Source organism: Notoacmeibacter ruber (assembly GCF_003668555.1).
Taxonomy (GTDB): Bacteria; Pseudomonadota; Alphaproteobacteria; order Rhizobiales; family Rhizobiaceae; genus Notoacmeibacter; species Notoacmeibacter ruber.
Window position 1 is genome coordinate 2026380 of sequence record NZ_RCWN01000001.1, and the last position, 23204, is coordinate 2049583.

Annotated in this window: 22 protein-coding genes; 10 read left to right on the forward strand and 12 right to left on the reverse strand. The window is 59.4% G+C overall.

Going from position 1 to position 23204, the window contains the following annotated elements; translation table 11 throughout:
* Positions 1 to 8: 8 nt before the first annotated feature.
* Positions 9 to 1142, reverse strand: a complete 1134-nt coding sequence (gene odc2 / locus D8780_RS09665; RefSeq protein ID WP_121645401.1) for an ornithine/lysine decarboxylase — start codon at positions 1140 to 1142, stop codon at positions 9 to 11.
* 554 nt (positions 1143 to 1696) lie between these two features.
* Between odc2 and D8780_RS09670 the strand changes: the two genes are divergently transcribed.
* The 3 genes from D8780_RS09670 to D8780_RS09680 all read left to right on the forward strand — a co-directional run bounded on the left by D8780_RS09670 (position 1697) and on the right by D8780_RS09680 (position 4457).
* Positions 1697 to 2599, forward strand: a complete 903-nt coding sequence (locus tag D8780_RS09670; RefSeq protein WP_121645402.1) for a LysR family transcriptional regulator — start codon at positions 1697 to 1699, stop codon at positions 2597 to 2599.
* 77 nt (positions 2600 to 2676) lie between these two features.
* A complete protein-coding gene (locus tag D8780_RS09675; RefSeq protein WP_121645403.1) occupies positions 2677 to 3336 on the forward strand; it encodes a DUF1007 family protein in 660 nt (219 codons plus the stop codon).
* Positions 3333 to 4457 carry a nickel/cobalt transporter gene (locus D8780_RS09680; protein ID WP_121645404.1) on the forward strand — a complete coding sequence of 375 codons (1125 nt, stop codon included), beginning with the start codon at positions 3333 to 3335 and terminating at the stop codon, positions 4455 to 4457. Before D8780_RS09675 ends, D8780_RS09680 begins: the two co-directional genes overlap by 4 nt.
* Positions 4458 to 4473: 16 nt before the next feature.
* On the opposite strand, the gene D8780_RS09685 is transcribed toward D8780_RS09680, so the two are convergent.
* The 8 genes from D8780_RS09685 to D8780_RS09720 all read right to left on the reverse strand — a co-directional run bounded on the left by D8780_RS09685 (position 4474) and on the right by D8780_RS09720 (position 11320).
* A complete protein-coding gene (locus D8780_RS09685) occupies positions 4474 to 4695 on the reverse strand; it encodes a hypothetical protein (protein WP_121645405.1) in 222 nt (73 codons plus the stop codon).
* 99 nt (positions 4696 to 4794) lie between these two features.
* Positions 4795 to 5487 carry a GNAT family N-acetyltransferase gene (locus D8780_RS09690; RefSeq protein WP_245412319.1) on the reverse strand — a complete coding sequence of 231 codons (693 nt, stop codon included), beginning with the start codon at positions 5485 to 5487 and terminating at the stop codon, positions 4795 to 4797.
* A gap of 263 nt (positions 5488 to 5750) precedes the next feature.
* Positions 5751 to 6602 (reverse strand): alpha/beta hydrolase, encoded by an 852-nt coding sequence (locus D8780_RS09695; protein WP_121645406.1) that lies wholly within the window; start codon positions 6600 to 6602, stop codon positions 5751 to 5753.
* Between the two features lie 115 nt (positions 6603 to 6717).
* Entirely contained in the window at positions 6718 to 7818 is a 1101-nt protein-coding gene (modC, locus tag D8780_RS09700) for a molybdenum ABC transporter ATP-binding protein (RefSeq protein ID WP_121645407.1), read from the reverse strand.
* Entirely contained in the window at positions 7815 to 8501 is a 687-nt protein-coding gene (modB, locus tag D8780_RS09705) for a molybdate ABC transporter permease subunit (RefSeq protein WP_121645408.1), read from the reverse strand. The genes modC and modB overlap by 4 nt, the downstream gene beginning before the upstream one ends.
* A complete protein-coding gene (modA, locus tag D8780_RS09710; protein ID WP_121645409.1) occupies positions 8498 to 9298 on the reverse strand; it encodes a molybdate ABC transporter substrate-binding protein in 801 nt (266 codons plus the stop codon). The genes modB and modA overlap by 4 nt, the downstream gene beginning before the upstream one ends.
* Positions 9299 to 9360: 62 nt before the next feature.
* Positions 9361 to 9738, reverse strand: coding sequence for an Omp10 family outer membrane lipoprotein (locus tag D8780_RS09715; protein ID WP_121645410.1), 378 nt, complete (start codon positions 9736 to 9738; stop codon positions 9361 to 9363).
* 124 nt (positions 9739 to 9862) lie between these two features.
* A complete protein-coding gene (locus D8780_RS09720; RefSeq protein ID WP_121645411.1) occupies positions 9863 to 11320 on the reverse strand; it encodes a homospermidine synthase in 1458 nt (485 codons plus the stop codon).
* Between the two features lie 136 nt (positions 11321 to 11456).
* On the opposite strand from D8780_RS09720, the gene yghU reads away from it, so the two are divergent.
* The 4 genes from yghU to D8780_RS09740 all read left to right on the forward strand — a co-directional run bounded on the left by yghU (position 11457) and on the right by D8780_RS09740 (position 14567).
* Complete coding sequence (gene yghU, locus D8780_RS09725; protein WP_121646499.1) at positions 11457 to 12320, forward strand: glutathione-dependent disulfide-bond oxidoreductase; 864 nt, start codon at positions 11457 to 11459, stop codon at positions 12318 to 12320.
* A gap of 89 nt (positions 12321 to 12409) precedes the next feature.
* Entirely contained in the window at positions 12410 to 13195 is a 786-nt protein-coding gene (locus tag D8780_RS09730; protein WP_121645412.1) for a DUF2066 domain-containing protein, read from the forward strand.
* Positions 13192 to 13593 (forward strand): GFA family protein, encoded by a 402-nt coding sequence (locus tag D8780_RS09735; protein ID WP_121645413.1) that lies wholly within the window; start codon positions 13192 to 13194, stop codon positions 13591 to 13593. Before D8780_RS09730 ends, D8780_RS09735 begins: the two co-directional genes overlap by 4 nt.
* 116 nt (positions 13594 to 13709) lie before the next feature.
* Positions 13710 to 14567: an ion transporter gene (locus D8780_RS09740; RefSeq protein WP_121645414.1), complete on the forward strand. Its 858-nt coding sequence runs from the start codon at positions 13710 to 13712 to the stop codon at positions 14565 to 14567.
* 29 nt (positions 14568 to 14596) lie between these two features.
* On the opposite strand, the gene D8780_RS09745 is transcribed toward D8780_RS09740, so the two are convergent.
* The 3 genes from D8780_RS09745 to D8780_RS09760 form a co-directional block, all read right to left on the reverse strand.
* The gene (locus tag D8780_RS09745) at positions 14597 to 15763 is read right to left on the reverse strand and encodes an acyltransferase family protein (RefSeq protein WP_121645415.1); all 1167 of its coding nucleotides are present in this window, start codon (positions 15761 to 15763) and stop codon (positions 14597 to 14599) included.
* Positions 15764 to 16132: 369 nt separating this feature from the next.
* Complete coding sequence (locus D8780_RS09755) at positions 16133 to 16639, reverse strand: acyltransferase family protein (RefSeq protein WP_121645417.1); 507 nt, start codon at positions 16637 to 16639, stop codon at positions 16133 to 16135.
* A gap of 224 nt (positions 16640 to 16863) precedes the next feature.
* Positions 16864 to 18714 (reverse strand): M3 family oligoendopeptidase, encoded by a 1851-nt coding sequence (locus D8780_RS09760; RefSeq protein ID WP_121645418.1) that lies wholly within the window; start codon positions 18712 to 18714, stop codon positions 16864 to 16866.
* A gap of 129 nt (positions 18715 to 18843) precedes the next feature.
* Between D8780_RS09760 and D8780_RS09765 the strand changes: the two genes are divergently transcribed.
* The 3 genes from D8780_RS09765 to D8780_RS09775 all read left to right on the forward strand — a co-directional run bounded on the left by D8780_RS09765 (position 18844) and on the right by D8780_RS09775 (position 23134).
* A complete protein-coding gene (locus D8780_RS09765; RefSeq protein ID WP_121645419.1) occupies positions 18844 to 20397 on the forward strand; it encodes a sigma-54-dependent transcriptional regulator in 1554 nt (517 codons plus the stop codon).
* Positions 20398 to 20651: 254 nt separating this feature from the next.
* Complete coding sequence (locus D8780_RS09770; protein WP_158598481.1) at positions 20652 to 22367, forward strand: peptidoglycan L,D-endopeptidase MepK; 1716 nt, start codon at positions 20652 to 20654, stop codon at positions 22365 to 22367.
* A 176-nt stretch (positions 22368 to 22543) separates the two neighbouring features.
* Positions 22544 to 23134 (forward strand): hypothetical protein, encoded by a 591-nt coding sequence (locus D8780_RS09775; RefSeq protein ID WP_121645421.1) that lies wholly within the window; start codon positions 22544 to 22546, stop codon positions 23132 to 23134.
* The last annotated feature ends 70 nt before the right edge of the window (positions 23135 to 23204 follow it).

Below are 23204 nucleotides of genomic sequence, written 5' to 3' on the forward strand. Positions count from 1 at the left end.
GACGTCCGTCAGATGACGTAGGATCGGAGCGGCTCGAAGCCGTTGAAGGCGACCGAAGCATAGGTCGTGGTGTAGGCGCCCGTACCTTCGATCAGAACCTCGTCCCCGATGGTGAGCGTGATCGGCAGCGGATAAGGCTTCTTCTCGTACATCACGTCGGCGCTGTCGCAGGTCGGACCCGCCAGCACGCAAGGCTCGGTCTCATCGCCGTCACGCGTGGTGGTGATCGGGTAGCGGATCGCCTCATCCATCGTTTCGGCCAGACCGCCGAACTTGCCGATATCGAGATAGACCCAGCGAACCTTGTCTTCGGCGCTCTTCTTCGAAATCAGGACGACTTCGCTCTTGATGACGCCTGCATTACCGACCATGCCGCGGCCCGGCTCGATGATGGTCTCCGGGATCTGGTTGCCGAAATGCTTGCGCAGCGCCGAGAAGATCGCCCGGCCATAGGCTTCAGCAGCCGGCACGTCCTTGAGATAACGGGTCGGAAATCCGCCGCCCATATTGACCATCTGCAGCGTCACACCCTTTTCGGCCATGGCGCGGAACACGGCATTGGCATCGGCCAGAGCCTTGTCCCATGCGTCGAGATCGGTCTGCTGGCTGCCGACATGGAACGACACACCATAGGCCTGCAAACCGTGGTTGACGGCATGCTCCAGAACATCGACGGCCATCACCGGCACGCAGCCGAATTTGCGCGACAGCGGCCATTCAGCACCTTCTCCGTCCGTCAGCACACGACAGAATATACGAGCGCCGGGCGCAGCACGGGAAATCTTGTCGACTTCCTCGTGGCAGTCGACAGCGAACAGGTCGATGCCGAGCGCGCGGGCACGGGCAATGTCGCGCTCTTTCTTGATGGTGTTGCCGTAGGAAATGCGGTCTGCGGTCGCACCGGCTTCAAGCGCCATTTCGATTTCAGCCACGGAGGCGCAATCGAAAGACGAGCCGAGCGAGGCGAGCAGGCGAAGGATTTCCGGCGCCGGGTTGGCCTTGACGGCATAGAAAATGCGGCTGTCCGGCAGCGCATGCTTGAAGGCGTTGAAATTGTCGCGAACCACCTCGGTGTCGACGACCAGGCAAGGTCCATCGGGACGTCGGGTGGCGAAGAAGTCTTGAATGCGCTGGGTTGTCATGGCTTTCCCCCGTGGCCGGCGGACCGGCTATCCGAACGTTGCGCGCCACTCGCCTACCCTTGGCGTTGATGACGCGGTGACAAAGTGCAGATCGACGCTGCCGAACCCAGCCGGTGGAGACCCTGAGTCAGACATTCGCCGCTCGGCGACGGTGAACATGATCCCAACGCGTCAGCGCGGAGACCGTTCGCTTTGTCTTGCCGTCAGTTTGGAGGAAGAACCCGCCGCACATCGAGCAACGCAGTAAAGTGCCTCTTAGAACCCCGGCTGTGGACGCCGGGAGAGATCGAAAAGGCCCGCTAGTGTCGTTGCTTCAAGACGTCCTCGCATCAAATCCGGTAGGCCGGAGATACGACTGGAGCGGTTAGTTCCAGGTACCTTACCGTCGCCCCCACCATACGGGGGCTCGGCGGACGCCCACAGGCACGTGCGACTTTGGGCAGAAGCGATATAGATATGAGCGAGGGCGGATGCAAGAGGCAAAAATCGTTGCGCTTGCATTTTCCGTTCCTTGCCCTCATGTGCTGCCGATACAGGCGGGAGAGATAGGCTCCATGGATACTCTGACGCGGATGCGCGCCTTTATTGATGTTGTTGATGCCGAAGGTTTCTCGGCAGCGGCGCGGCGGATTGGGCGGTCGAAGGCTTTACTCAGCAAATATGTCCGTGAACTCGAGGACGAGGTGGGCGCCCTCCTCCTCAACCGGACAACACGGCAGTTTTCGCTGACCGATGCGGGCCACGCCTATTACGGGCGTGCGGTCGAAATCATCAGTGACATCGATTCCCTGCGCGATTCGGTGCGCGATGCCTCCGGTGAAGTCGGCGGCAGGCTGCGGCTGACCGCACCGCGCTCCTATGCCGACGCCGTCATCGGCGATTCGCTGATCGCTTTTGCCAAGGCGTTCCCGGATGTGAAGCTGGACGTCCATCTGGAGGATCGCTTCGTCGATCTGGTCGAAGAAGGCTACGACATCGCCGTGCGGATCGCGCGCCTTCAGGACTCCTCCATGATCGCCCGAAAGCTCGGCGACTTCACCCTTGCCCTGTGCGCCTCACCGGAGGTGATCGAACGGTATGGCCGGCCGGAAAGGCCGGAGGACATGGCCGACAAGCCTTGCATCTGTGACACCAATGGCCGCTGGCGGACCAACTGGCCGTTCACGACGCCAAGCGGAGAGAGACTTTCCGTCAACGTATCCGGCCAGTTGGAAGTCAACAGCCCGGTCGTCGCGAGACGAGGCCTTCTGCAAAATCTCGGCTTCGCCATGCTTCCCAGATTCGCTGTCATGGATGATCTGGCTTCCGGGCGCCTCGTTTCGGTTCTGGACGACTATATGGTGCGCGACGGCGGTATCTACGCCGTCTATCCACACCGGCGCTATCTGCCGGCCCGCGTCCGTGCCTGCGTCGATTTTCTTGCCGACTGGCACAAGAAACACGCCTCGGTGGGCTGACACCGGCCACTTGCGGTCAAACTGACGCCATCATGCGCAGGCATGGCTTCCTCGTGGGCGAGAGGGCGAACCGAAGCATGTACAAGGCAGCAATACGCATTCTGACGTTCTCGGCCATGGCCGTCATGGCGCCGGCAGCCGCCTTGTCGCATCCCCATGTCTGGGCCGAGGCCCGCATGGAAGTGGTGATCGAGGGCGACACCGTCACGGCTCTTCGGCACGTCTGGCGCTTCGACGATATCTTCACGGCGACAGTCATCATGGAGTTCGATTCCAACGCCGACGACACGCTCGACGCCGCCGAATTGGAGGCCGTCGGCAAGGTCATCCGGGAATCGACCGCAGAGTTCGATTATTTCCAGTCCGTCACCGTCAACGGAAAAGCGGCGCCCATGATGCCGCCCCCTGTCATCGCGACCGACCTGCAGGATGGCCGGCTCCTGGTCTTTTTCGAGAGCCGGACCATGCCGCCCGTGCCACTTTCCGGCAAACTGGCCTTCGGCGTCTTCGACCCGACCTTTTATACCGCCATCGATTTTCAGAACGATAGCGACCTTGTCAGCGAAGGACTGCCCTCCCAATGCGAGCGCACGGTCATAAGGCCCGATCCCGACAAGCTGATCGAGGAAAATGCCGATCAGCTCGACCAGTATTTCTACGACACGACCGATACGATGAACCCGAGCGGCATCTTCGCCACGCGTCTTGAACTCAACTGCCAGAAAGCGGACGGATGAGAGTGCCGTATCGATACCGTAACGCTCTAAGCATTGCGCTGTTGGGCCTTGCCGCTGTCATGATCATCACCATGCCGGCTCTTGCGCAGTCGTCGCTCGGCATAGGCGCCGCCGAACCAGCGGCCAAACCCATCAGCAGCGGCCTCTTCGGCGAAGTCGGACGCTTTATCTTCGAGCAGCAGAAGCAGTTCTATACGCTGATGAAGGACGCGCTTCTGGCCATGAGGAGCAACCCCGCCGCGGGTTGGACCCTCATCGGGCTCTCCTTCCTCTATGGCATTCTTCACGCCGCCGGCCCCGGCCACGGCAAGGCTGTGATCTCCACCTATATGGTTGCCAACGAGATCGCGCTTCGCCGTGGTATCGTCCTGTCGCTCGTGTCGGCTCTTCTTCAGGGGCTCATGGCCGTGGCGATTATCAGCGCGGTCTTCCTGGTCCTCCGTGGCACGGCCATTTCGCAGACCGATACGGTCTTCACGCTGGAAATCCTCTCTTACGCATTTCTGACCGGATTCGGCCTGTGGTTACTGGCCAGAAAGCTCCTGCCTCTCCTCAAAAATACCTTCAGGCGCCGCCCGGCCGCAGCACCGATGGCCATCTCCGGCGGCGGTGTCGCCCTTGTCGCCACACATCATCATTTCGCGCCGCACGACGATCATGCCGACCATGTGCATGAACACGTCCACCATCACCATGGCGATGCCACGCACGCTCACCACCACGCGCCCGGCGAAGTCTGTTCCAGTTGCGGTCATGCTCACATGCCCGACCCGAGCCAAATCGCCGGCGAGCGTTTTCGGCCGACCGAGGCGCTTTCCGCCGTCATTGCAGTGGGGCTGCGGCCCTGCTCCGGCGCGCTGATCGTCCTGACCTTCGCCTTCCTGAATGGCATGGTGGTCGCAGGCATTGGATCGGTTTTCGCCATGGCGCTCGGAACGGCCATCACCGTCGCTGCTCTGGCGACCCTCGCGGTCACGGCGAAGAATGTCGCCATACGTTTTGCCGGCGGCACTGGCAGCGCGGTTGCTCGCCAGGTTCAGTTGGTGGTGGAGTTGCTCGGCGCGGGCCTGATTACCATTCTCGGCATCATGCTGCTGGCGGGAGCCATGGCCTCCGCCTGACGGAACGACCGGGCTTCTACCGCTCGCGATCGAGATGCTCTCTGCGCCGGTTCTGACGGCTCCTCAGCCAGAACAACGCGGGAAAGGTGAGCACGAAAATCGCCGCCACGATGACGCCAAGCCAAGGCGAAACCTCGGCCGCCTTCAAGACGAGGTCGGGGATGAATATCCAGCCCACCAGAAAGACAAGAGTGATAATAGCCGCCGCAATGGCCGTTCTCCGTGTCTCGGTTGTCATGGAAAGGCCTTTCGGTTCGGAGGCACAATCATTCGGCCTGTTGCTGCTCGGCAATCGCCATCACGAGTAGGCGATACAGGTACCGACGGGCGTGTCTTGTCACGGCGTTGATAGAAGATCGGCACGGATATCGGCAAGTCGTTTCCTCTGCTGCCCCTCGGCGTCGAAATTGGACGGCTCAAGCCAGATTTCAAAGGCGCGACGGATCACCGGCCATTCGGTATCGATCATGGCATACCATGCCGTATCGCGATTGCGGCCACGCGAGACCATATGTTGACGGAAAACACCCTCGAAGGTGAAGCCAAGGCGTTGCGCAGCGCGGTGGCTGGCTTCGTTGCGATTGTCGAGTTTCCATTCGAAACGCCGATAGCCGAGATCGTCGAAAACATGCCGCGCCATGAGGAAGTGAGCTTCAGTCACCTCCGGCGTGCCTTGCGCAGCCGGAGCGTGAGCGACCGCTCCCGTTTCGCAAACGCCGTTCTTTTCGTCGATACGCATATAGGAGGCCATGCCGATGGCCGAATGATCCGCCAGGCGTCGAAAAACCATGGTGTGCCAGTCTCCCTGCGCCGCTTCCAGCCAGCGCCGGAACTGAGCCTCGGAATTGAAATCCTTGTTCGGGAAATAACGGATCAGATCATTGAAACGCCTCTCACCGAAGGCGGACCAAAGCGCGGCAGCATCCTTGGCAGGCTGAAAACCCGTCAGTTCGACCAGCGAACCAGTGAGACGTTCGGGTGAAGGTCTCGGCCTCGGGATCCAATTGGAAAGGTCTGAGGGTGTGTTCACGGCAGCCTCCGTCGTTCATCGCTTCCCGTAGGATGAACGAGAGTCCACTCTCAACCAAAAACCTGTCTCGATGGCGAAAAGAGAGGGCGCTCGGGGAGGAAATCGAGCGCCCTTTAGAGAACCAGCCTTGGGAGGAGGATAATTGCTGGCTGACCCGATACTCGTCTAAACTGGTGAAGAAAGTGTTAACGGGCAAGTTGTGGCAATATGACGTCTTAAAAGGCGGGTCATATTATCAAGTAAACGATTATGATGACAGAGTTTTAGGCATCACAACCGGATGGTGACTTGGCTGTGCGCTGAATAAAATCCTTTACCAGCACCAGGGACGGAGCCCGCGAACGCAGCGGCCAGGAGAACGCTGCGATCGTATCCACATGACTGACACCTTCCAGCAATTCTTTATCGACGCGGTTGCCCGACTTTCGCAATGCTTCGGTCATCTGTCTGGTGTCCAAAGCATGGACCGTCTCATCGTCCAGCCCATGAATGAGCAGCGACGGCGGGTGTTTGCCGCCGGCAAAATCGATGACCTGGCTGCGCTCGCGCGTTTGCGGCGGAAAGACCGGCTTCCATTCTTCGGTGATATCGAAATTATAAGGGCCGGAGATGCCGATGAAGCCCGCTATGGCTTCGCATGGATCAATGCGGTAACGCGCCAGATAGCGGCGATCGAAGGTCATCAGCCCACCGATATGCGCCCCGGCGCTATGGCCCATGACAAAAGCGGGCAGGCCCCTGCCCTCTTCCTTTTCGATGACGGAAAACGCCAGCGCGGCATCGTCGACGAAGGTCGGAAAATTGACGTCCGGATGCAGCCGATAGTCCGGAATGGCAACCGTAAACCCTTCCTTGGCAAGTGACGCGCCAACGAACTCGTACATGCCCCGGCTTCCGCTCTTCCAGCTTCCTCCATAGTAGAAAACGACCAGTGCTTCCGGCGCCCGATCCTTTGGTCTGTAGATATCGTAGCGGTGCCTGTCGGCCTCACCATAGGCGATGCCGCGCTCGACAGAGAGGCCGCTATTGCTCGTCACCGCATTGAGGAGGCTTGCTCCGCTGCATCCGGAAAGGAACAGACCGCAGAACCAGGTGAACAGCACGGCAAGGCGCATGAAAACTCCGTGATGCGAGAGAGAATCTGATCGACCCGAGCCAGATCCTCCATTGAATGGTCAGAAACGATACGTCGCCACCTCGTCAAAAGTTGCGTGCGCCTCGTGTTTCCGATCAATCCTGCTGTCGGCGCTCGACCGAGACCGCCTTGATGAGCGCTCCGACCTGCTGGCCTTCGACGAGCGCCATCTCATCCACGCTTTTGCGGGTCAGCCGCGCGCGCAACGCCCCCCGCCCCACCGAGAGCAGCAACTCAACGTAAGGGCCGTCACGATCCGGGGCGATCCGCTTTATCCGCGCCGAGAGCCGATTGCGTATGGAGAGCCCTTCGGCGGTGATCGCATCACCCACCGCGAGGCTGACGTCACTGGCGAGAATCCGCAGACGCACGCTTTGCCCTTCGACAAAGCCGCCATGGGTGAGTTCGAGCGTCTCTCCACCAAGATCGACCCTCGTGATCTGGTATTGCCGATCGATACCGACGACCTTGCCTTCAAGCAAGGCGCCCGCTTCGCTGCGACCAAGCGCCACATCCGTTTCGAAACGCGGAAAAACGTCGATTGCTGGGCCGGCCGCAACGGTCTGCCCGGCGTCCATCACGACGAGCGTTTCCGCCAGCCGGGCCACTTCGCTCACATTATGACTGACGAGAACGATCGGGATCCGGCTCTCGTCGCGTATCGCCTCGATCATCGGGATGAGTTCGGCGCGTCGCGCCGGGTCGAGCGACGCAAGAGGTTCGTCCATCAGAAGAAGCGAAGGGCCCGAGAGAAGCGCCCGCCCAATGGCCACGCGTTGCCGCTCTCCACCGGAAAGGGTGCGCGGCTTGCGGCCCAGAAGGTGCGCAATTCCTAAAAAATCGGCCATTCTGGATAGAGAGGTAGCGTCCGGCCCGCGCCCTCCATGTCGTCCATAGGCGAGGTTGGACGACACACTGAGATGCGGGAGAAGCCGCCCCTCCTGGAAGACGAAGCCGACGCGCCGCTGTTCCGCCGGCACATCGATGCCGGTTTCACTATCCAGCAACACCCGATCATCAAGCCTGATCGAACCGAGGGCATTCGGCACCAGTCCGGCGATCGCTCGCAAAATCGTTGTCTTGCCCGCCCCGGAAGGGCCAAACAGAGCAGTGATTCCCAGCCCACTTTCAAAGCGACACTCGGCCTGAAACGACCCCTGCCGTAAACGAACATCGACGCTGAGATTGCCGCTCATGTCCCGGCTACCCCGGCGCCCAGCCGTTTCTGCACCAGTTCGGAAACGATAACCGCCCCGAGTGCCAGCGCGACGGAGAACCCGATCAGTCGCAGTGCCGCGGCATCTCCGCTCGGGCTCTGCAGCAGCGAATAAATGGCCAGCGAAAGCGTTTGCGTTTCCCCAGGCACATTCGATACGAACGTGATCGTCGCGCCAAACTCGCCCAAGGCCTTGGCGAAGCCGAGAATGCCTCCCGCGATGAGACCGGGCAAACTGAGCGGCAGCGTGATGGTGAGAAAGCGCCGGAAGCGCCCCACACCCAATGTGCGGGCCATCTCGGAAAGGGATGGATCGACCGCCTCGAGCGATAGACGGATCGGCCTGACAAGGAGAGGAAAGGCCATCACGCCGGCGGCGAGTGCGGCGCCGGTCCATCGGAAGGCGAAGACGAACCCCAACCAATCGCGAAGCGGCCCACCCACCGGCCCCTGTGTCCCGAACAGAATAAGCAAGCCATAGCCTGTCACGACCGGCGGAACCACGAGCGGAAGCATGATGAGCGACTGGGCCACCGATTTGCCGGGAAACTCCTTGCGCGCGAAGAGCCAGGCGACTGCGAATGCGAGAGGCAAGGCAATAACGATGGCGACACCTGCCACACGAAGCGAAAGCAGAACGATGCGGATCTCAGTTTCGCTCATCCACCCACGTCACCATCGCCCACGGTGCGGAATCCCGCATCCTTCAAAGCGCCCTGCCCGTCCGGCGACTGAAGAAATCTCAGAAACGCTTCGGCACCCGCGGGGTTCTGCGCGCCGGCCGTCACGGCGGCAGGATAGCGTATCGGATCGTGGCTCGAATCCGGAAATTCATAGAGGATCGCGAGTTCGGGCGCAGCAAGACGATCGGATGCGTAGACAATGGCGCGCGCCACTTCGCCTCGCCTGACAAGCTCGAGCGCGATCCGGACATTCTCGCCGAGAACGGCGCGACTCTCGACGGTTTGCCAAAGCCCTGCGCTTTGGAGCGCCTCCTTGGCATAGATCCCTGCGGGCACATGGCTCGGATCGCCAATAGCAACCCGCTCCTCCTTCAGAGCGGCTTCGGCACTCTTGGCCGTTGCGGCGCCCTCCGGACCCACAATGACGAGAACATTGCGCGCAATATCGCCTCGGCTGTCCGGCTGAATAGCATTCTGACGGGCCAGCCAATCCATCCAGTCCGTGTTGGCGGAAATGAAAAGATCGGCAGGTGCGCCCTGCGCGATCTGCTTGGCGAGCGTGGAGGAGGATGCGAATGAAAAACGCGGCGCCTCGTGTCCTTCTGACGCGTAGCGCTCTGCCACGTCATTCAGCGCATCTGTCATCGACGCCGCAGCAAAGACCAGCGGACCGGCAACGGCGTCATCACCCCGGCTCGCCGGCGTGAGAAGCAACGCGAGGCCGACCGACAGAAGGCCAGCAAAAAACGACCGGCGTGTATAATGAAGGTTCATCATCCGATCAGGCTATCCCACGACGCCGCTTGTGTCATTGGAGACAGCGCAGCAGGCGCTGTCGTTCACCCCACCGCATTGCGAACGAGCGTGAACTGCGACCCCGTATCGTTTCGGCAGTTGAGCGTTTCGCGACCGGAGAAGGTGCATGTTGCCTGAGACTGCCGCTGCTGACGCACCGAATAGAAATCGAGCGCTACGCGGTCGCCGGTTTCCGAATAGGTTCCCTCGGTCACCGTTTCACCTGTCGCGCGAAGTGTTGTGGTGAAGCGCCCTCCGGGAGTGAAGTTCGACATGGCCACCCCGTCGGTCGCCATCCACTGACCGCTCACCCGGGACGGAGGCGGTGTATTGGCGGCCTGCTGGGTGGAGCGCGGCCCTGTGGTACAGCCGGCTGCCGCGATGCCAGCGACGAGCAGCATGGCAAGTGCGCGGTTGTTCATGATCGTTTCTCCCGTAGGCATGGAACGGTCGGACACCCGACCGGAATGAGGGCCACTCTTGCGCGACCTGTTGGTGCAGGCAACGAAATAGATTGCCGGTAGCGGTCAAATACGGACAATCTGGTTAAAACGCCACCAGAACATTGCGGAATTGCCACGGATCGCTCTCATCGATGGCTTCGATGAAATATTTGTTGCGGTCCTTGAGCGGCGTCCAGTCAGTGTAATGGCCCTCCACGGGACCGAGATAGGGCTTCTGGATCTCCAGGCAGCGCTTGTAGTCCATCTCGTCCGCCTCGACGATGCCCGCCTCGGGATTTTCCAGCGCCCAGACCATTCCCGCAAGAACGGCCGAAGTCACCTGAAGGCCCGTCGCGTTCTGATAGGGCGCGATATCCCTCGTCTCTTCGATGGAAAGGCGCGATCCGTACCAATAGGCGTTCTTCTCATGGCCATAGAGAAGAACGCCGAGTTCATCGACGCCATCGACGATCTCGTCTTCGTCGAGAACATGATATTCCGGCTGCATCTCTCCACCATTGCCGAACATCTCGTGCAAAGACAGCACCGCGTCGTCTGCGGGGTGATAGGCGTAATGGACGGTCGGCCGGTAGTCCGGCTTCAATCCTTCGCCGACCGTGAAGAAATCCGAGATCGAAACGCTTTCATTATGCGTGACGAGGAAACCGTATTGCGCCCCCGGTGTCGGGCACCACGTGCGTACGCGGGTATTGGCGCCTGGCTGTTCGAGGTAGATCGCAGACAGACAACCCGACCCTTCGGCCTGTGTCTTGGCGTTTTCCGGCATCCACTTCTCATGCGTGCCCCAGCCCAGTTCCGCAGGCTGGAATCCCTCGGCGACGAAACCCTCGACGCTCCATGTGTTCCAGAACTCGCCCATTGGCTTCGGGCTCTTGGTGCGCTGCGTATCGCGCTCGGCAATGTGAACGCCCTTGACGCCGGCATCGCGCATCAGCTTCGCCCAGCCTTCGCGATCATCCGTTGCCGGTTCCTTGAACTCCATGCCGATATCGTTCGCGACATCGACGAGGGCCTGCTTCACGAACCACGAGACCATGCCGGGATTGGCTCCGCAGCAGGAAACGGCGGTCGTGCCCCCTGGATTGGCGCGCTTCTCGGAGCGCACGGTTTCGCGCAGCGCGTAATTGGTGCGCGCGGCATTGCCGAGGCTGTCGTCGAAATAATAGCCGAGCCAGGGCTCTACCACCGTATCGATGTAGAGCACGCCCAGTTCACGGCACAGTCTCATCAGATCGAGTGAGGAGGTGTCGACGGAAAGATTGACGCAGAAGCCCTGCCCTTCGCCCGCGGTCAGAAGCGGCGTCAGCAGGTCCCGGTAGTTCTCCTTGGTAACGGCCTCCTCGATCAGCGGAATGCCACGATCTTCCAGCAATTTCTTGTCGCCCTCCACCGCCTTAGGGTCGATGACTGTGAACCGGCTCTTGTCGTAATCGAAATGCCGCTCGATCAAAGGCAGGGCTCCCCGTCCGATGGAGCCGAAACCGATCATCACGATCGGTCCTGTGATCTTGGCATGCACGGGCCAGTTCTGTTCGGCCATGGGCTTGATCTCCTGATTATCATTTTCGTCAGCGGGCGGGTCCCCGCGCACCTAGCACAATCTGAGCCGGTTCAAGAACGGGACGCCGTAAAACTGTGTCCTATCTCATGGCGGAACAACCCGACAGGACATGATTATGAGCGATACATACACCCCACCGAAAGTCTGGACCTGGGATAGCGAGAGCGGCGGCCGCTTCGCCAAGATCAACCGGCCGGTCGCCGGCCCGACGCACGACAAGGAGCTTCCTGTCGGCGACCACCCCTTCCAGCTCTATTCCCTGGCGACACCCAATGGCGTGAAGGCAACGGTGATGTTCGAGGAATTGCTGGAAGCCGGCCATTCCGGCGCGGAATACGATGCGTGGCTGATCGACATCAGCGAGGGCGACCAATTCGGCAGCGGCTTCGTCGAGATCAATCCCAATTCCAAAATTCCGGCGCTGGCCGACCATAGCGAAAATCCCCCGGTCCGGGTTTTCGAAAGCGGTTCCATCGTTCTCTATCTGGCCGAGAAATTCGGGGCGTTTCTGCCGACCGATCATGCCGGACGCACTGAGACGCTCAACTGGGTGTTCTGGCAGATGGGCGCGACGCCTTTTCTCGGCGGAGGGTTCGGCCACTTCTACAATTACGCCTCGGAAAAGTACGAATATCCCATCAACCGTTATGCGATGGAAGTGAAGCGCCAACTCGACGTGCTGAACCGTGAACTGGCCGAAAAGGACTATCTGGCCGGTAGCGATTATACGATCGCCGATATCATCACTTGGCCCTGGTACGGACAGCTTGTGCTCGGCCGCGCCTATGACGCGGCGGAATTTCTGTCCGTCCACGAATATGAGCACGTCATGCGCTGGGCAAAGCAGATCGATGCGCGCCCGGCCGTCTCGCGTGGTCGCATGGTCAACAAGATGACGGGCGAACCGAAGTTCCAGCTCCGCGAACGCCATTCGGCCGAGGATTTCGAGACAAGCACCCAGGATAAGCTGGAAGGCTGACCAGCCGCGACGGCCTTACGGCCGTTGTAGGGCAGCCATGCCATCACCCCGCGAAACAATCGACCGCCGCAATAATTGGAAACTGCGCCATGAAACCTCTCTTTGCCGCAACGCTCGGTTTGGCGCTCACAGTTCCAGTCGGCGGTCGAGCCGTGGCGGATCCCGCCGATTTTCAGGGTCTCAACTGTGCGACAACGATCATCACCGGAACAGTCGATCCGGAAAAGTCTCGCGGCGTCGCCGAGACCCTCAGACAGGTTCTCGTCAAGCTGACCGGCGACGAGGCCTCTGCCGCTGATAATGCGATGCCGTCGAGCTTCGATCCGCCGGTCGAGAAGCTCGAACTCGAAGACCGGATGAAGGATATCCCGGTCCATGACGAGCAGGGGACACGCGAGCGGCCGCATTTCCTCCGCGTCTGTTTCGAACGCGAGCCGCTCCTGTCGGCCATCCGGTCGGCAGGCTTTAAGCCATGGCTAGAAGAGCGTCCGACCCTGGAAATTCGTCTTGCGATTGAAACACCGGGCGGCCGCTACATCCTCCGGGAAACAGGCGCAGAGGGCTTTGGTCAACGCCTCGCCCTCATCGATACCGCCGTCGAGCGCGGCTTGCCCGTCAGCTTGCCGGACCAGAACAGCGACACCCTCGATGTCGGCGACCTCAAATCGTTTGTTTTCGAAGGCCCGCCGGCGCTCACGGAACAGGACCATCCGGTTCTCTATGGTCTTCTGACGCTCAATCCTGATGGTGCCGACTGGGACGCCACATGGCGTCTTTCCGGCGAAGCGAAAAACTGGAAGGCAGATGAGGTGAGTTTCGACGAAGCGTTCCGAACAGGTCTCGGCAAGGCGATAGAAAGGTTGCGTCCGCAATGACTTCACCTGAAGAAACGACCGGTGGCTGCTTGTGCGGCAAGGTTCGGCTGACGGCGCGCGGCGAGCCTTATCGCGTCGGCCTCTGCCATTGCCTCAACTGCCGAAAACACCACGGTGCTCTTTTTCATGCATCAGCGATCTTTCCGGAGGATGCCGTCAGCATCGAAGGAGTGACCGCCAGTTACCGAGATCACTTTTTCTGTCCAAACTGCGGCTCAGCGGTCTATTCCCGCTCGGATGACGAAATCGAAGTCAACATCGGTTCTCTCGATGCGCCCGACCAGTTCCAGCCGACCTATGAACTCTGGACGGTTCGCCGCGAAAGCTGGCTGCCACCCTTCGACGGCATACGGCACTATGAGCGCGACCGGGAAGGATCGACACGCTCGGAGGATTAACCTACCCGATACCTGATCGAAATCGCGCGGCACTCCGCATCGCTCATTGCGCCCAGCCCCCGCCGTCCGTACATGCAGATCGATTCTGATCGACAATTGGACCCGATGCAGCGGCGATGAGCGAGACCTTGGTTGACGATAGGCAGACAGCGCGGCCGGATGCGTCGGAGGGGGGACTTCGTAGCCGCGCGGCCCGGCTCATTGCATCCTCACGCTTCGAATGGACGATCATCGTGCTGGTCGTTGTCAATGCGATCATTCTCGGGCTGGAAACGTCGCCCACCGTCATGCGCGCCATCGGCCCGGCGCTCGTGATCCTCGACAAAATCATTCTGGCGCTTTTCGTCGTCGAGCTGGCGCTGCGCTTCTTCGTCCATCGCCTGCGCTTCTTCAATGATGGATGGCGCGTCTTCGACCTGTTCGTGGTGGGCATCGCGCTCGTGCCTGCAACCGGCAATCTGGCGGTCCTGCGCGCCCTTCGCGTGCTGCGGATTCTGCGCCTGATCTCGGTTATTCCCTCGCTTCGCAAGGTCGTGACCGGTCTTGTGAACGCCCTGCCCGGCATGGGCTCGATTATCGTTCTGATGGCGCTCGTCTTCTATGTGTTTGCAGTCATGGCGACGGGCCTCTTCGGGGGCAGCTTCCCCGAATGGTTCGGAAACCTCGGCGCATCGGCCTATTCCCTGTTTCAGATCATGACGCTCGAAAGCTGGTCGATGGGCATCGTACGGCCGGTGATGGAGCAATATGAATGGGCGTGGATCTTCTTTATCGCCTTCATCATGTCGACGACCTTCACGGTCCTGAACCTGTTCATCGGCATTATCGTGTCGGCCATGCAGGCCGAGCACGACGATCTTGCTGCCGAGGAGCGGCACACGCTGCAGGACAATCAGGCCTCCATGACGAGCGAAATGAAGGCGCTGCGTGCCGAAATCGCCGAATTGACGCGTATCGTCTCCGAAAAACGCTAAAAGCCAACCTCAGCTTTCCCGGTCGACGATTAGTCCCTGAGAACAGCCGTTTCGTCCCGCGGGCGCACAAAAATATCACCGAATATTTGCGCGATCTTTCTCTCCACCTCTGGCCTCAAGGTCAGCGAATATTTGACGGCGATATGGTGAGCATCACGCATCATAACGAAATTTGAACTGGCAGCCCGGCACACGTCGTCCCAGCAGAAATTATCGGTCATGTCGATAACGGCCACGTCGGGTCTCGGCTTTTGGTCTGACACAGACCATGGCGACCTTTTTGCAAGCGCCAGCGACCTCGGTGTGGTGCACATATCCGAGCGAAGGGGATTGCTAACTAGACAATCAAGTGGATCGATATCCATCCGGGGCGTGTCGGCGAAGAAGACGACACGAGCACCCGTCTGCAAAATGCGCTCCAAAATTCTCTCTTCGCCCGATGCAAGTGCTTCTAACCGAGCTGTACCCTTTAAGGTTTGCCCTTTGTCATCAACGACGTGATGACGGGAATAGGCACTCATAAAGACGACGTCCGGTTTTAAACGCTCGATCTCGGCAAGCACGGCTTCGCGCCACTCGTCACATTCGAAGTACTGCCGTTTCAACTGATCGTGCCACAAACGGATATCATTCGGAAAGCAGTTCGTTTTTGTCCGAGCCAACAGTTTGAAACCTTGATCTTCCGCGATTTCTTTTAAAACCGGAAACCACTGCGCTGCGTGACTATCGCCAAACAAAACCATCCGGCGGTCGCTAGAAGCGGTGCCAAATTCGCATGGCGGGTATTCTACGATCTCAGAAGAAAGGTGGCACCTACGCTCTCCGGTAGAAATAGCCGGAAGATCGTATCGAACTTCGCGAGAGAAAATGGATGAACCATCAGAGAGATAGATAATATTTATCTGCTCTATATCCTGCTTGACCTGCACCAAACCGATGACGAGGACGGCGGTCGACAGAAGCGCCACGCCAACCGACGTATATTTACGCGACACAAGACGAGGCGAATAACGGACCGGCTTTTCGATGAAGATAAATCCGAGCACCGACAAACAGATGGTTAGCAAAAGAGCGCCGCAGATATCCACGGCCCCCCACGACCCGACGCTCGATTTCCAGATCACGAAAACCGGCCAATGCCATAGGTAAAGAGAGTACGAAATACGGCCGATTTGAACCGGGCCGGTGGTGCTCAAAAACGCTGAAGTATGTCTTGCGAAGCAGAATTTGCGTTGACGCCCGCAAAAATAAAGAGAGCCGTTCCCAAAGTCGGGATCAAAGCGAAGAAAGATGGATAGAGGAGATTGGCGTCAAAAGTCGCAATTGAAAGAACGATCAGAAGAGCGCCGGTCCAGACGGATAGGAGACGCATTCTGAAGCTGGGCTTAATCCGATAATGCTCCAGAAAGCAGACGAGAGAGCCGGCGCCAAACTGCCACACGCGCGCGTGAGTACCAAAAAATGCAACCGGTTGAGATTTTTGACTATAATAAAGACAAATAAGTAGAGACAGAACACCTAATATCAGTATTGAAAAAACGATACGGCGAATAATTATTCGAGCATTACCCCCCCTGTCTTCCACGAAAAATTAAAATGAGAGGCAAAAATAAAACTGTAACAAGGAGATAAAATTGCTCTTCGACAGCCAAAGACCAATAGTATATAAACGGCCCTTGACCGCCGCCCTCATCAAAATACTGAACTGCTGACTGAATTTTATTCCAATTTATAAGATATGCAACTGCCCATACCGCATCTCTTACCGCATAATAAAAATGAGGGATTGAAAACAGAATATGGTAAGCAAGTAACGTCGCTAATATGACGACGATAGCGATGGGCAAAAGTCGCCGCACCCTGCGTGCCCAGAAATTGACGAAGTCAATCCGTCCGGTTGCACTCAATTCCTTCAGTAAAATTGATGTGATTAAGTAACCAGAGATGACAAAAAATATGTCGACCCCGACAAACCCTCCAGCAAAGCTGGCAATTTCAGCATGAAATAAAAGGACGCTGATAACCGCGACAGAGCGCAGACCGTCAATATCGGCGCGATAGGCAATCTTCATGCGCGGATCGGTCCCCTTGCCGCCGGGCGAGAACGGAAAAGTGATTCCGCAAAGTCCGAAATCCCCATCAGCGCCGATTAATCCGCTTCAAAAACGAACCCCTCACGTCCACTCCCCCTAGATCGCACAAGGACGCATAAGTTTGAGCCCTCACAAAGGTGCTTTCTTGTCGAGCAAGGTAGTCAATGTCAAACAGGCCGTGAGATACTGGCCGGCCAGAACGATCAGCTTTCCTGGTCGGCCTCTTCCAACTCGTCGATCAGGCCTTCGATCATCGATAGGCCCTTGCTCCAGAAGGCGGGGTCGGATGCGTCGAGGCCGAAGGGAGCGAGCAGGTCCGAATGGTGCTTGGTGCCACCGGCCGCGAGCATGTCGAAGTAACGATCCGCGAACCCATCCGAGGCGTTCTGATAGACCGCGTAAAGCGAGTTTACCAGACAATCCCCGAACGCATAGGCATAGACGTAGAAGGGTGAAGCGATGAAGTGCTTCACATAGGCCCACCAGACGTCATAGCCTTCATTCAGCTGCACGGCCGGGCCAAGGCTCTCGGCCTGCACGTCAAGCCAGAACTGGCCGATCTCCTCACTGGTCAGCTCACCCTCGCGCCGCGCCGTATGTACCTTCCGCTCGAAGCGGTAGAAGGCGATCTGTCGAACAACCGTATTGATCATGTCCTCGACCTTGCCGGCCAGCATGGCCTTGCGCTGCGCAGGGTCGTCCATACGCTCCAGCAGCGACCGGAAGGTCAGCATCTCGCCGAAGACTGACGCCGTCTCGGCCAGCGTCAGCGGCGTATCTGCCATCAAGGCACCCTGCTTGCCGGCCAGAACCTGATGAACCCCGTGACCGAGTTCATGGGCCAGCACCATGACATCGCGCGGGCGCCCCTGATAATTGAGCAGGACATAAGGATGCGCGCTCGGCACGGTCGGGTGCGAAAATGCACCGGAGGCCTTTCCCTCCCGGCTCGGCGCGTCGATCCAGTTCTTCTCGAAAAAATCGTTGGCGATGTTAGCCATTCGCGGATCGAACCCCCCATAGGCGTCGAGCACGGTCTGCCGAGCCTGGTTCCAGCCGATCGTTTCCTGCTGCGTGGTCGGCAGCGGTGCATTCCGGTCCCAATGGTTCAGCTTCTCCATGCCGAGCCACTTCGCTTTCATCGTGTAATACCGGTGCGAAAGGCGCGGATATGCCGCGACAACTGCCTCTTCCAGTGCATCGACAACGTCTTTTTCGACCCGGTTGGCAAGATGGCGGCCATCGGCAATATCGCCAAAACCACGCCAACGCTGGCTGATCTCCAGATCCTTGGCGAGCGTATTGGTAATCAGGGTGAAGGTACGGATATGGGACTGGAAACCGCCTGTCAGTCCGGCGGCAGCGTCTGCCCGAACCTGTGCATCCCCGTCCATCAGCAGATTGAGCGCCGGCTCCAGCGGCAGGGCCTCACCTACCCCGCTATGGAAGCGCATATGCGTGAGCGTTTCGTCGTACAGGCGATTCCATGCGCCGGCCGCGGTCTGGCTCTTTTCCAGGAAAAGCTGCTCGATCCGGTCCTCGAGTTGATAGGGCCGTTCCTTGCGCAGATCCTCGACCCAAGGCCGGTATTGTGCCAGGCGCGGGTCGCGCTTCATCGCTTCGGCCATATCGGTTTCGTCGATGCGGTTGATTTCAAGCGGGAAGAACAGCAGGTGCGATGACGCTTCGGTTATCTTTCCGGCAAGGTCGCCATAGAGCTTGCCGCGCGCAGCATCGGCCGTATCCGCGTAATAATAAAGGCCTGCATAGCTCATGATGCGGCCCATCAATTCTTCGATGGCTTCAAACCCTTCGATCGCTGCGCCCAGCCCCTCGTCGCCCGTCTTCTGCGCGGCTTCGGCCAGCGTTCCGGCCCAGCGCGCCTGAAAGGTCTCAGCAAGGCCCGCTGCGCGGGAAACGTCGTCCTTCAGCGCGGGATCATCCGGACCGGCATAGAGGTCGGCCAGGTTCCATTCGGGAAGATCCCCCGTTTGAGCCGCCGCCGGCTCCGATTGCGAGCAGACAGGCTCGAAGGCATTACGCACGAATTTCATAATCAAGTTCTCCCGCTGGAAGGCGCTCGAGACACAGTCACCTTCCATTAACCTCGTTTCTTGGGCTGCCATTTAGGTGCTCGTGCCAAGTTGGTCCACGTTTGCCCAATGTGAAAGCCCTGTCCGGTCATGCCGATCACGATTCTGACTGTAGATGATGAACCCGTTCAGCGGCGGCTCGCAAGGGAGGCGCTGACACGCGCCGGCTATCGTGTTGCCGAGGCCGAGAGCGGTGAAGCAGCCCTGCAGAGCCTCGCCGACACCTCGACCGCTGCGATCGATCTCGTTCTTCTGGACCTGATGATGCCCGGCATGGATGGGCTGGAAACGCTCGCGGCCATGCGCGAACAGGGTTTCGATCAGCCCGTCATTGTTCTGACGGCCAAAGGCGGCATGGACAGCGTCATCGCCGCCATGCGCGCGGGGGCATTCGATTACGTGGTCAAACCTGTCGCGCCCGAGCGGTTGCGGACCTGCGTGCATGATGCCCTCAAGGTACAGGAAAGGATTACCACGCCGCGCCGTCGCCCGGCGGCCTCTCCCTCAGCCATTACCGGCTTCGACAATCTGACCTCCCGGTCGGAAGCGATGACGCGCGTTATCACCATCGCCAAGAAAGCTGCCGCATCCAACATTCCGGTTATCATCGAGGGTGAGAGCGGCGTCGGCAAGGAGCGACTCGCCCGCGCCATTGCCAATGCGTCGGATCGCAGTCGCAAGAAATTCGTTACAGTCAATTGCGGCGCCATCCCGGAAAATCTGGTCGAGAGCATTCTGTTCGGCCATGAGAAAGGCGCTTTCACCGGCGCAACCGAACGACAGATCGGCAAGTTTGTCGAAGCCGATGACGGCACGCTGTTTCTCGACGAGATCGGCGACCTGCCACTCGACGCGCAGGTGAAGCTGTTGCGCGCCGTGCAGGAGGGCGAGGTCGATGCCGTCGGCGCTCGTCAGACCAAAAAGGTCGATGTCCGCTTCATCTCCGCAACCCATCACGATCTGGTCTCTGCCGTACAGGCTGGCCGTTTCCGCGAGGATCTCTACTACCGCCTCTCGGTCTTCCCCATTCGTATGCCGCCTTTGCGCGAAAGGCGCGAAGACATCGCACCGCTCGCCGAGCAGTTCACGCGCAGTTTTGTGCGCAGCGAAGGCGCAGGCCATATCAAGGGCATAGAGCGGGGCGCCTTGAACCTGCTGATGCGTTACGACTGGCCGGGCAATATCCGGCAGCTCGAGAATACGATCTTCCGTGCCGTGGTTCTTGCGGAAGGCCCGCACCTGACGGAAGCCGATTTCCCACAGATCGCCACGCAGCTGGGCAGCCCTCCTGCCGAGCAGGAGCGTTCGCATGCCGCCGAGCGGCATATGGAAATGGTTTTGCAATCGCCTTCCGAGCTTGGTGACCTGCAGCGTGCGGCGAAAGCCTTGCGACTGGCCGACCAGCAGCCGTCTTCCGATGATATGGGCAGCGAGCTGACCGACGGCTTTCTTGCTGCGCTCGATAGCGAGGGCGACGTCAGGGCGCTTGCGGAAATCGAGGAAGAGATGATCCGCTTCGCGATCGATCACTATGGCGGGCAAATGAGCGAAGTGGCACGGCGGCTCGGCATCGGGCGCTCGACCCTCTACCGCAAGCTGAAGGAATTCGGCATCGATCCCGAGATCATCCGCGACGCGGGCTGACTGTCCCCGCACCTGTTAACCCGCCGCTAACCATAAGATTGCCCTTTGGGAACCCGTGGCGGGTTTTGTCAAACTGTTACCGCATTTACACAGCACTAAGTCGTCATTAACCAGTCCATTGGTAGGATGAACGGATGGTAAATGCCGTTATCCGCTCTGGCTGGAGGGGATAGGGGCGACAGTATATGGCGGGTGCGATGAATAATCGACTGGGTGTACGCCGTTGGTTCGGCGGATTTGGTGGAATGTCGCCAATGGCTCGTTTCGGCTTGCCTGTTCTCGCGTCCCTGGCGGTCTTCCTCATCTCTCCGGCGGAAGCCGATGCGGCAACGCAAACCCTCAAGCTCTACAACGTTCATACCAAGGAAAAAGCGGATATCACCTTCAAGCGTAACGGCCGTTACGATGCCGGCGGCTTGAAGAAGATCAACCATTTCCTGCGCGACTGGCGTCGTGACGAACCGACAAAGATCGATCCGCAGCTTCTGGATATCGTCTGGGAAGCCCACCGTCAGACCGGCTCGCGAGAATATATCCATGTGATTTCCGGCTACCGCTCGCCCAAGACAAACGCCATGCTTCGGCGCACACGCGGCGGCCAGGCCAAGAAAAGCCAGCACATGCTCGGCAAGGCCATGGATTTTTACATTCCGGGCGTGAAGCTGTCGAAGCTTCGCGAAATCGGCTTCAAGTTGCAGGGCGGCGGCGTCGGTTTCTACCCGCGCTCGGGCTCGCCCTTCGTCCACTTCGATACCGGCAATGTCCGTGCATGGCCGCGCATGAGCCGCAACGAACTGGCGCGCGTCTTCCCGAAAGGCAACACGCTGCACCTGCCTGCCGACGGCAAGCCGTTGCCCGGCTATCAAACGGCCATGACCGCTTATAAGCAGCGGAAATCTAAGGGCATTGCCTATGCTGGCGGTAACGCCTCCTCCGGCTCTTCGGGCGGCTTTCTGGCCGCGCTGTTTGGCGGCGGCAATGATGAAGCCGAGGATGAGGCCGAAAGCGCAATCGCTCGTGCCCCGGCCCGTGCGTCCAATCCGGTCCCGGCCGCAATTGTCCGTCAGCCTGAACCGTCACCCGGTCAGCTTCTTGCTGCCCTGCCCGCTTCATCCGTGCCCCTGCCGGTGACGTCGCCGCGTCGAACCGGTGCGCCCGTGCCCCCCGGCTCTATTCCGGAGGCAGGCTCGGCGACCGTGCCGACAGTCGAGACCGCACCGGAGGTGCCCGCGACGGCTACGGATGACGAAGTCGGAAGTCTGCTCGCAGCCGTCGACGTACCGCTTCCCACCGCGCGGCCACGCACTGCGGAGCCAGCGCCGACCGTTCTCGCGCTCGCTTCGCAGAATACCGTGTCCAACGACGCCCTTGAAGCTGCCAACGCCGTGGCTGATACGCGCCTTCCTGTTCCGCTCCCGGTCACGCGGCCACAAAGCGACGCATCCGCTCTGCTGGCGGCACTGGATGCCACGCAGAAGGTGGATGCCAGTCCGATTGTCCCGGTGCGCGCGGAAAGGAACCCGGATGACTCGGCTGCCGCCCTTCAGGCCGTATCATTTGCATCCGCGTCGAACAGCAGCAGAAATGGCCGCTTGACGGCTGAGCCGGCAACCGAACTGGCGATGAACGATGTTCCGACAAGCCGGCGTATCCGCGCCGACATGGTTTCGCCGGCGGTGACCGGCACGACGGGCACAGCGGCTCGTCCCGGCAAGGCCGACGCAGCAGCCTTCGAAGCCCAGCGTCAGGAAGCTCTGATTCGGCTGAAGGATGTCGATCAGGCCCGTTGGGCGCTCAAGATCGGATCGCCGAAGATCGAGCGCAAAGAGGCCGAAGCCACCCGCTCGCTGCGCACGCCGCCGAGCAAGATGGTGATCACGGCGTTCACTCAAGAGCCGCAGAAAGTTGCGAGCAATGCCTTCTCCGGCAATGCGATCAACTTCCAGACGGTTGCCCGTTTCGAACGCTGACACGAACCGACAATGCCGTTTAGAAGCCCGCCGCTTTTCCGGCGGGCTTTATTTTTGGACAAGAATACTTTCTTAACGATACGGGGCGAGACTGTTGTCCGAGTAGCCGGTGGATGACTCCGCGGCGTTCGATAGCGCAGCCGATCCATGCATGATCGCCAAGCGCGAGAATATCCATGCTGCCCATTTCTTCCAGCAATAACGTTGTCGCCCTTCGTCTCGTCGAACAGATCGGCGTCAGACAGCCTGCCGAAAACAATGATGGGCAGGACCGCTCAACTTCGATGATCGCAGTGTCGCAGGGATTGAGTATCGAGAGCGCATCATCCGGCACATCGCAGAACGCCAGGCACAGGATCAGTGAATCGGTTTTCGACGCCAGCCATATCGATGTCACCGAGCAGAAGATGAAGCTGTTCACTGATGTCGGCGAAGCGCTCGACATTCGCGAGGACGATTTCGATACGCCTTTGGCCTATGCCACGGCGTTGCGCATCAAGGTCAACGAGCTCCTTGAAGACGAAACAGGACTTGGCCGGGAGCAAATCCGGACTATTGAAAAAGATCTTGGTCTCGACGAATTGGGCTTCACGCTCGAGGACGTCATCAACGCGATCGCAAATCCGGACGGTGAGAGCGACGAGAAGCTGTATGACGCGCTCGACGAAAAATATAATGGTCCCGAGGAGCAGAAGGAGACCGAGGACGCATCAGAAGACCTTTCCCGGAAACTCGATGAATTCGGCCGATATGATGCGTTCTTCTGATCGTTTTCGATTCCATTCATCCGTTCGCGCTGACGCATTGCGCCGCCGGCACCTCATGACCTGCTCTCGC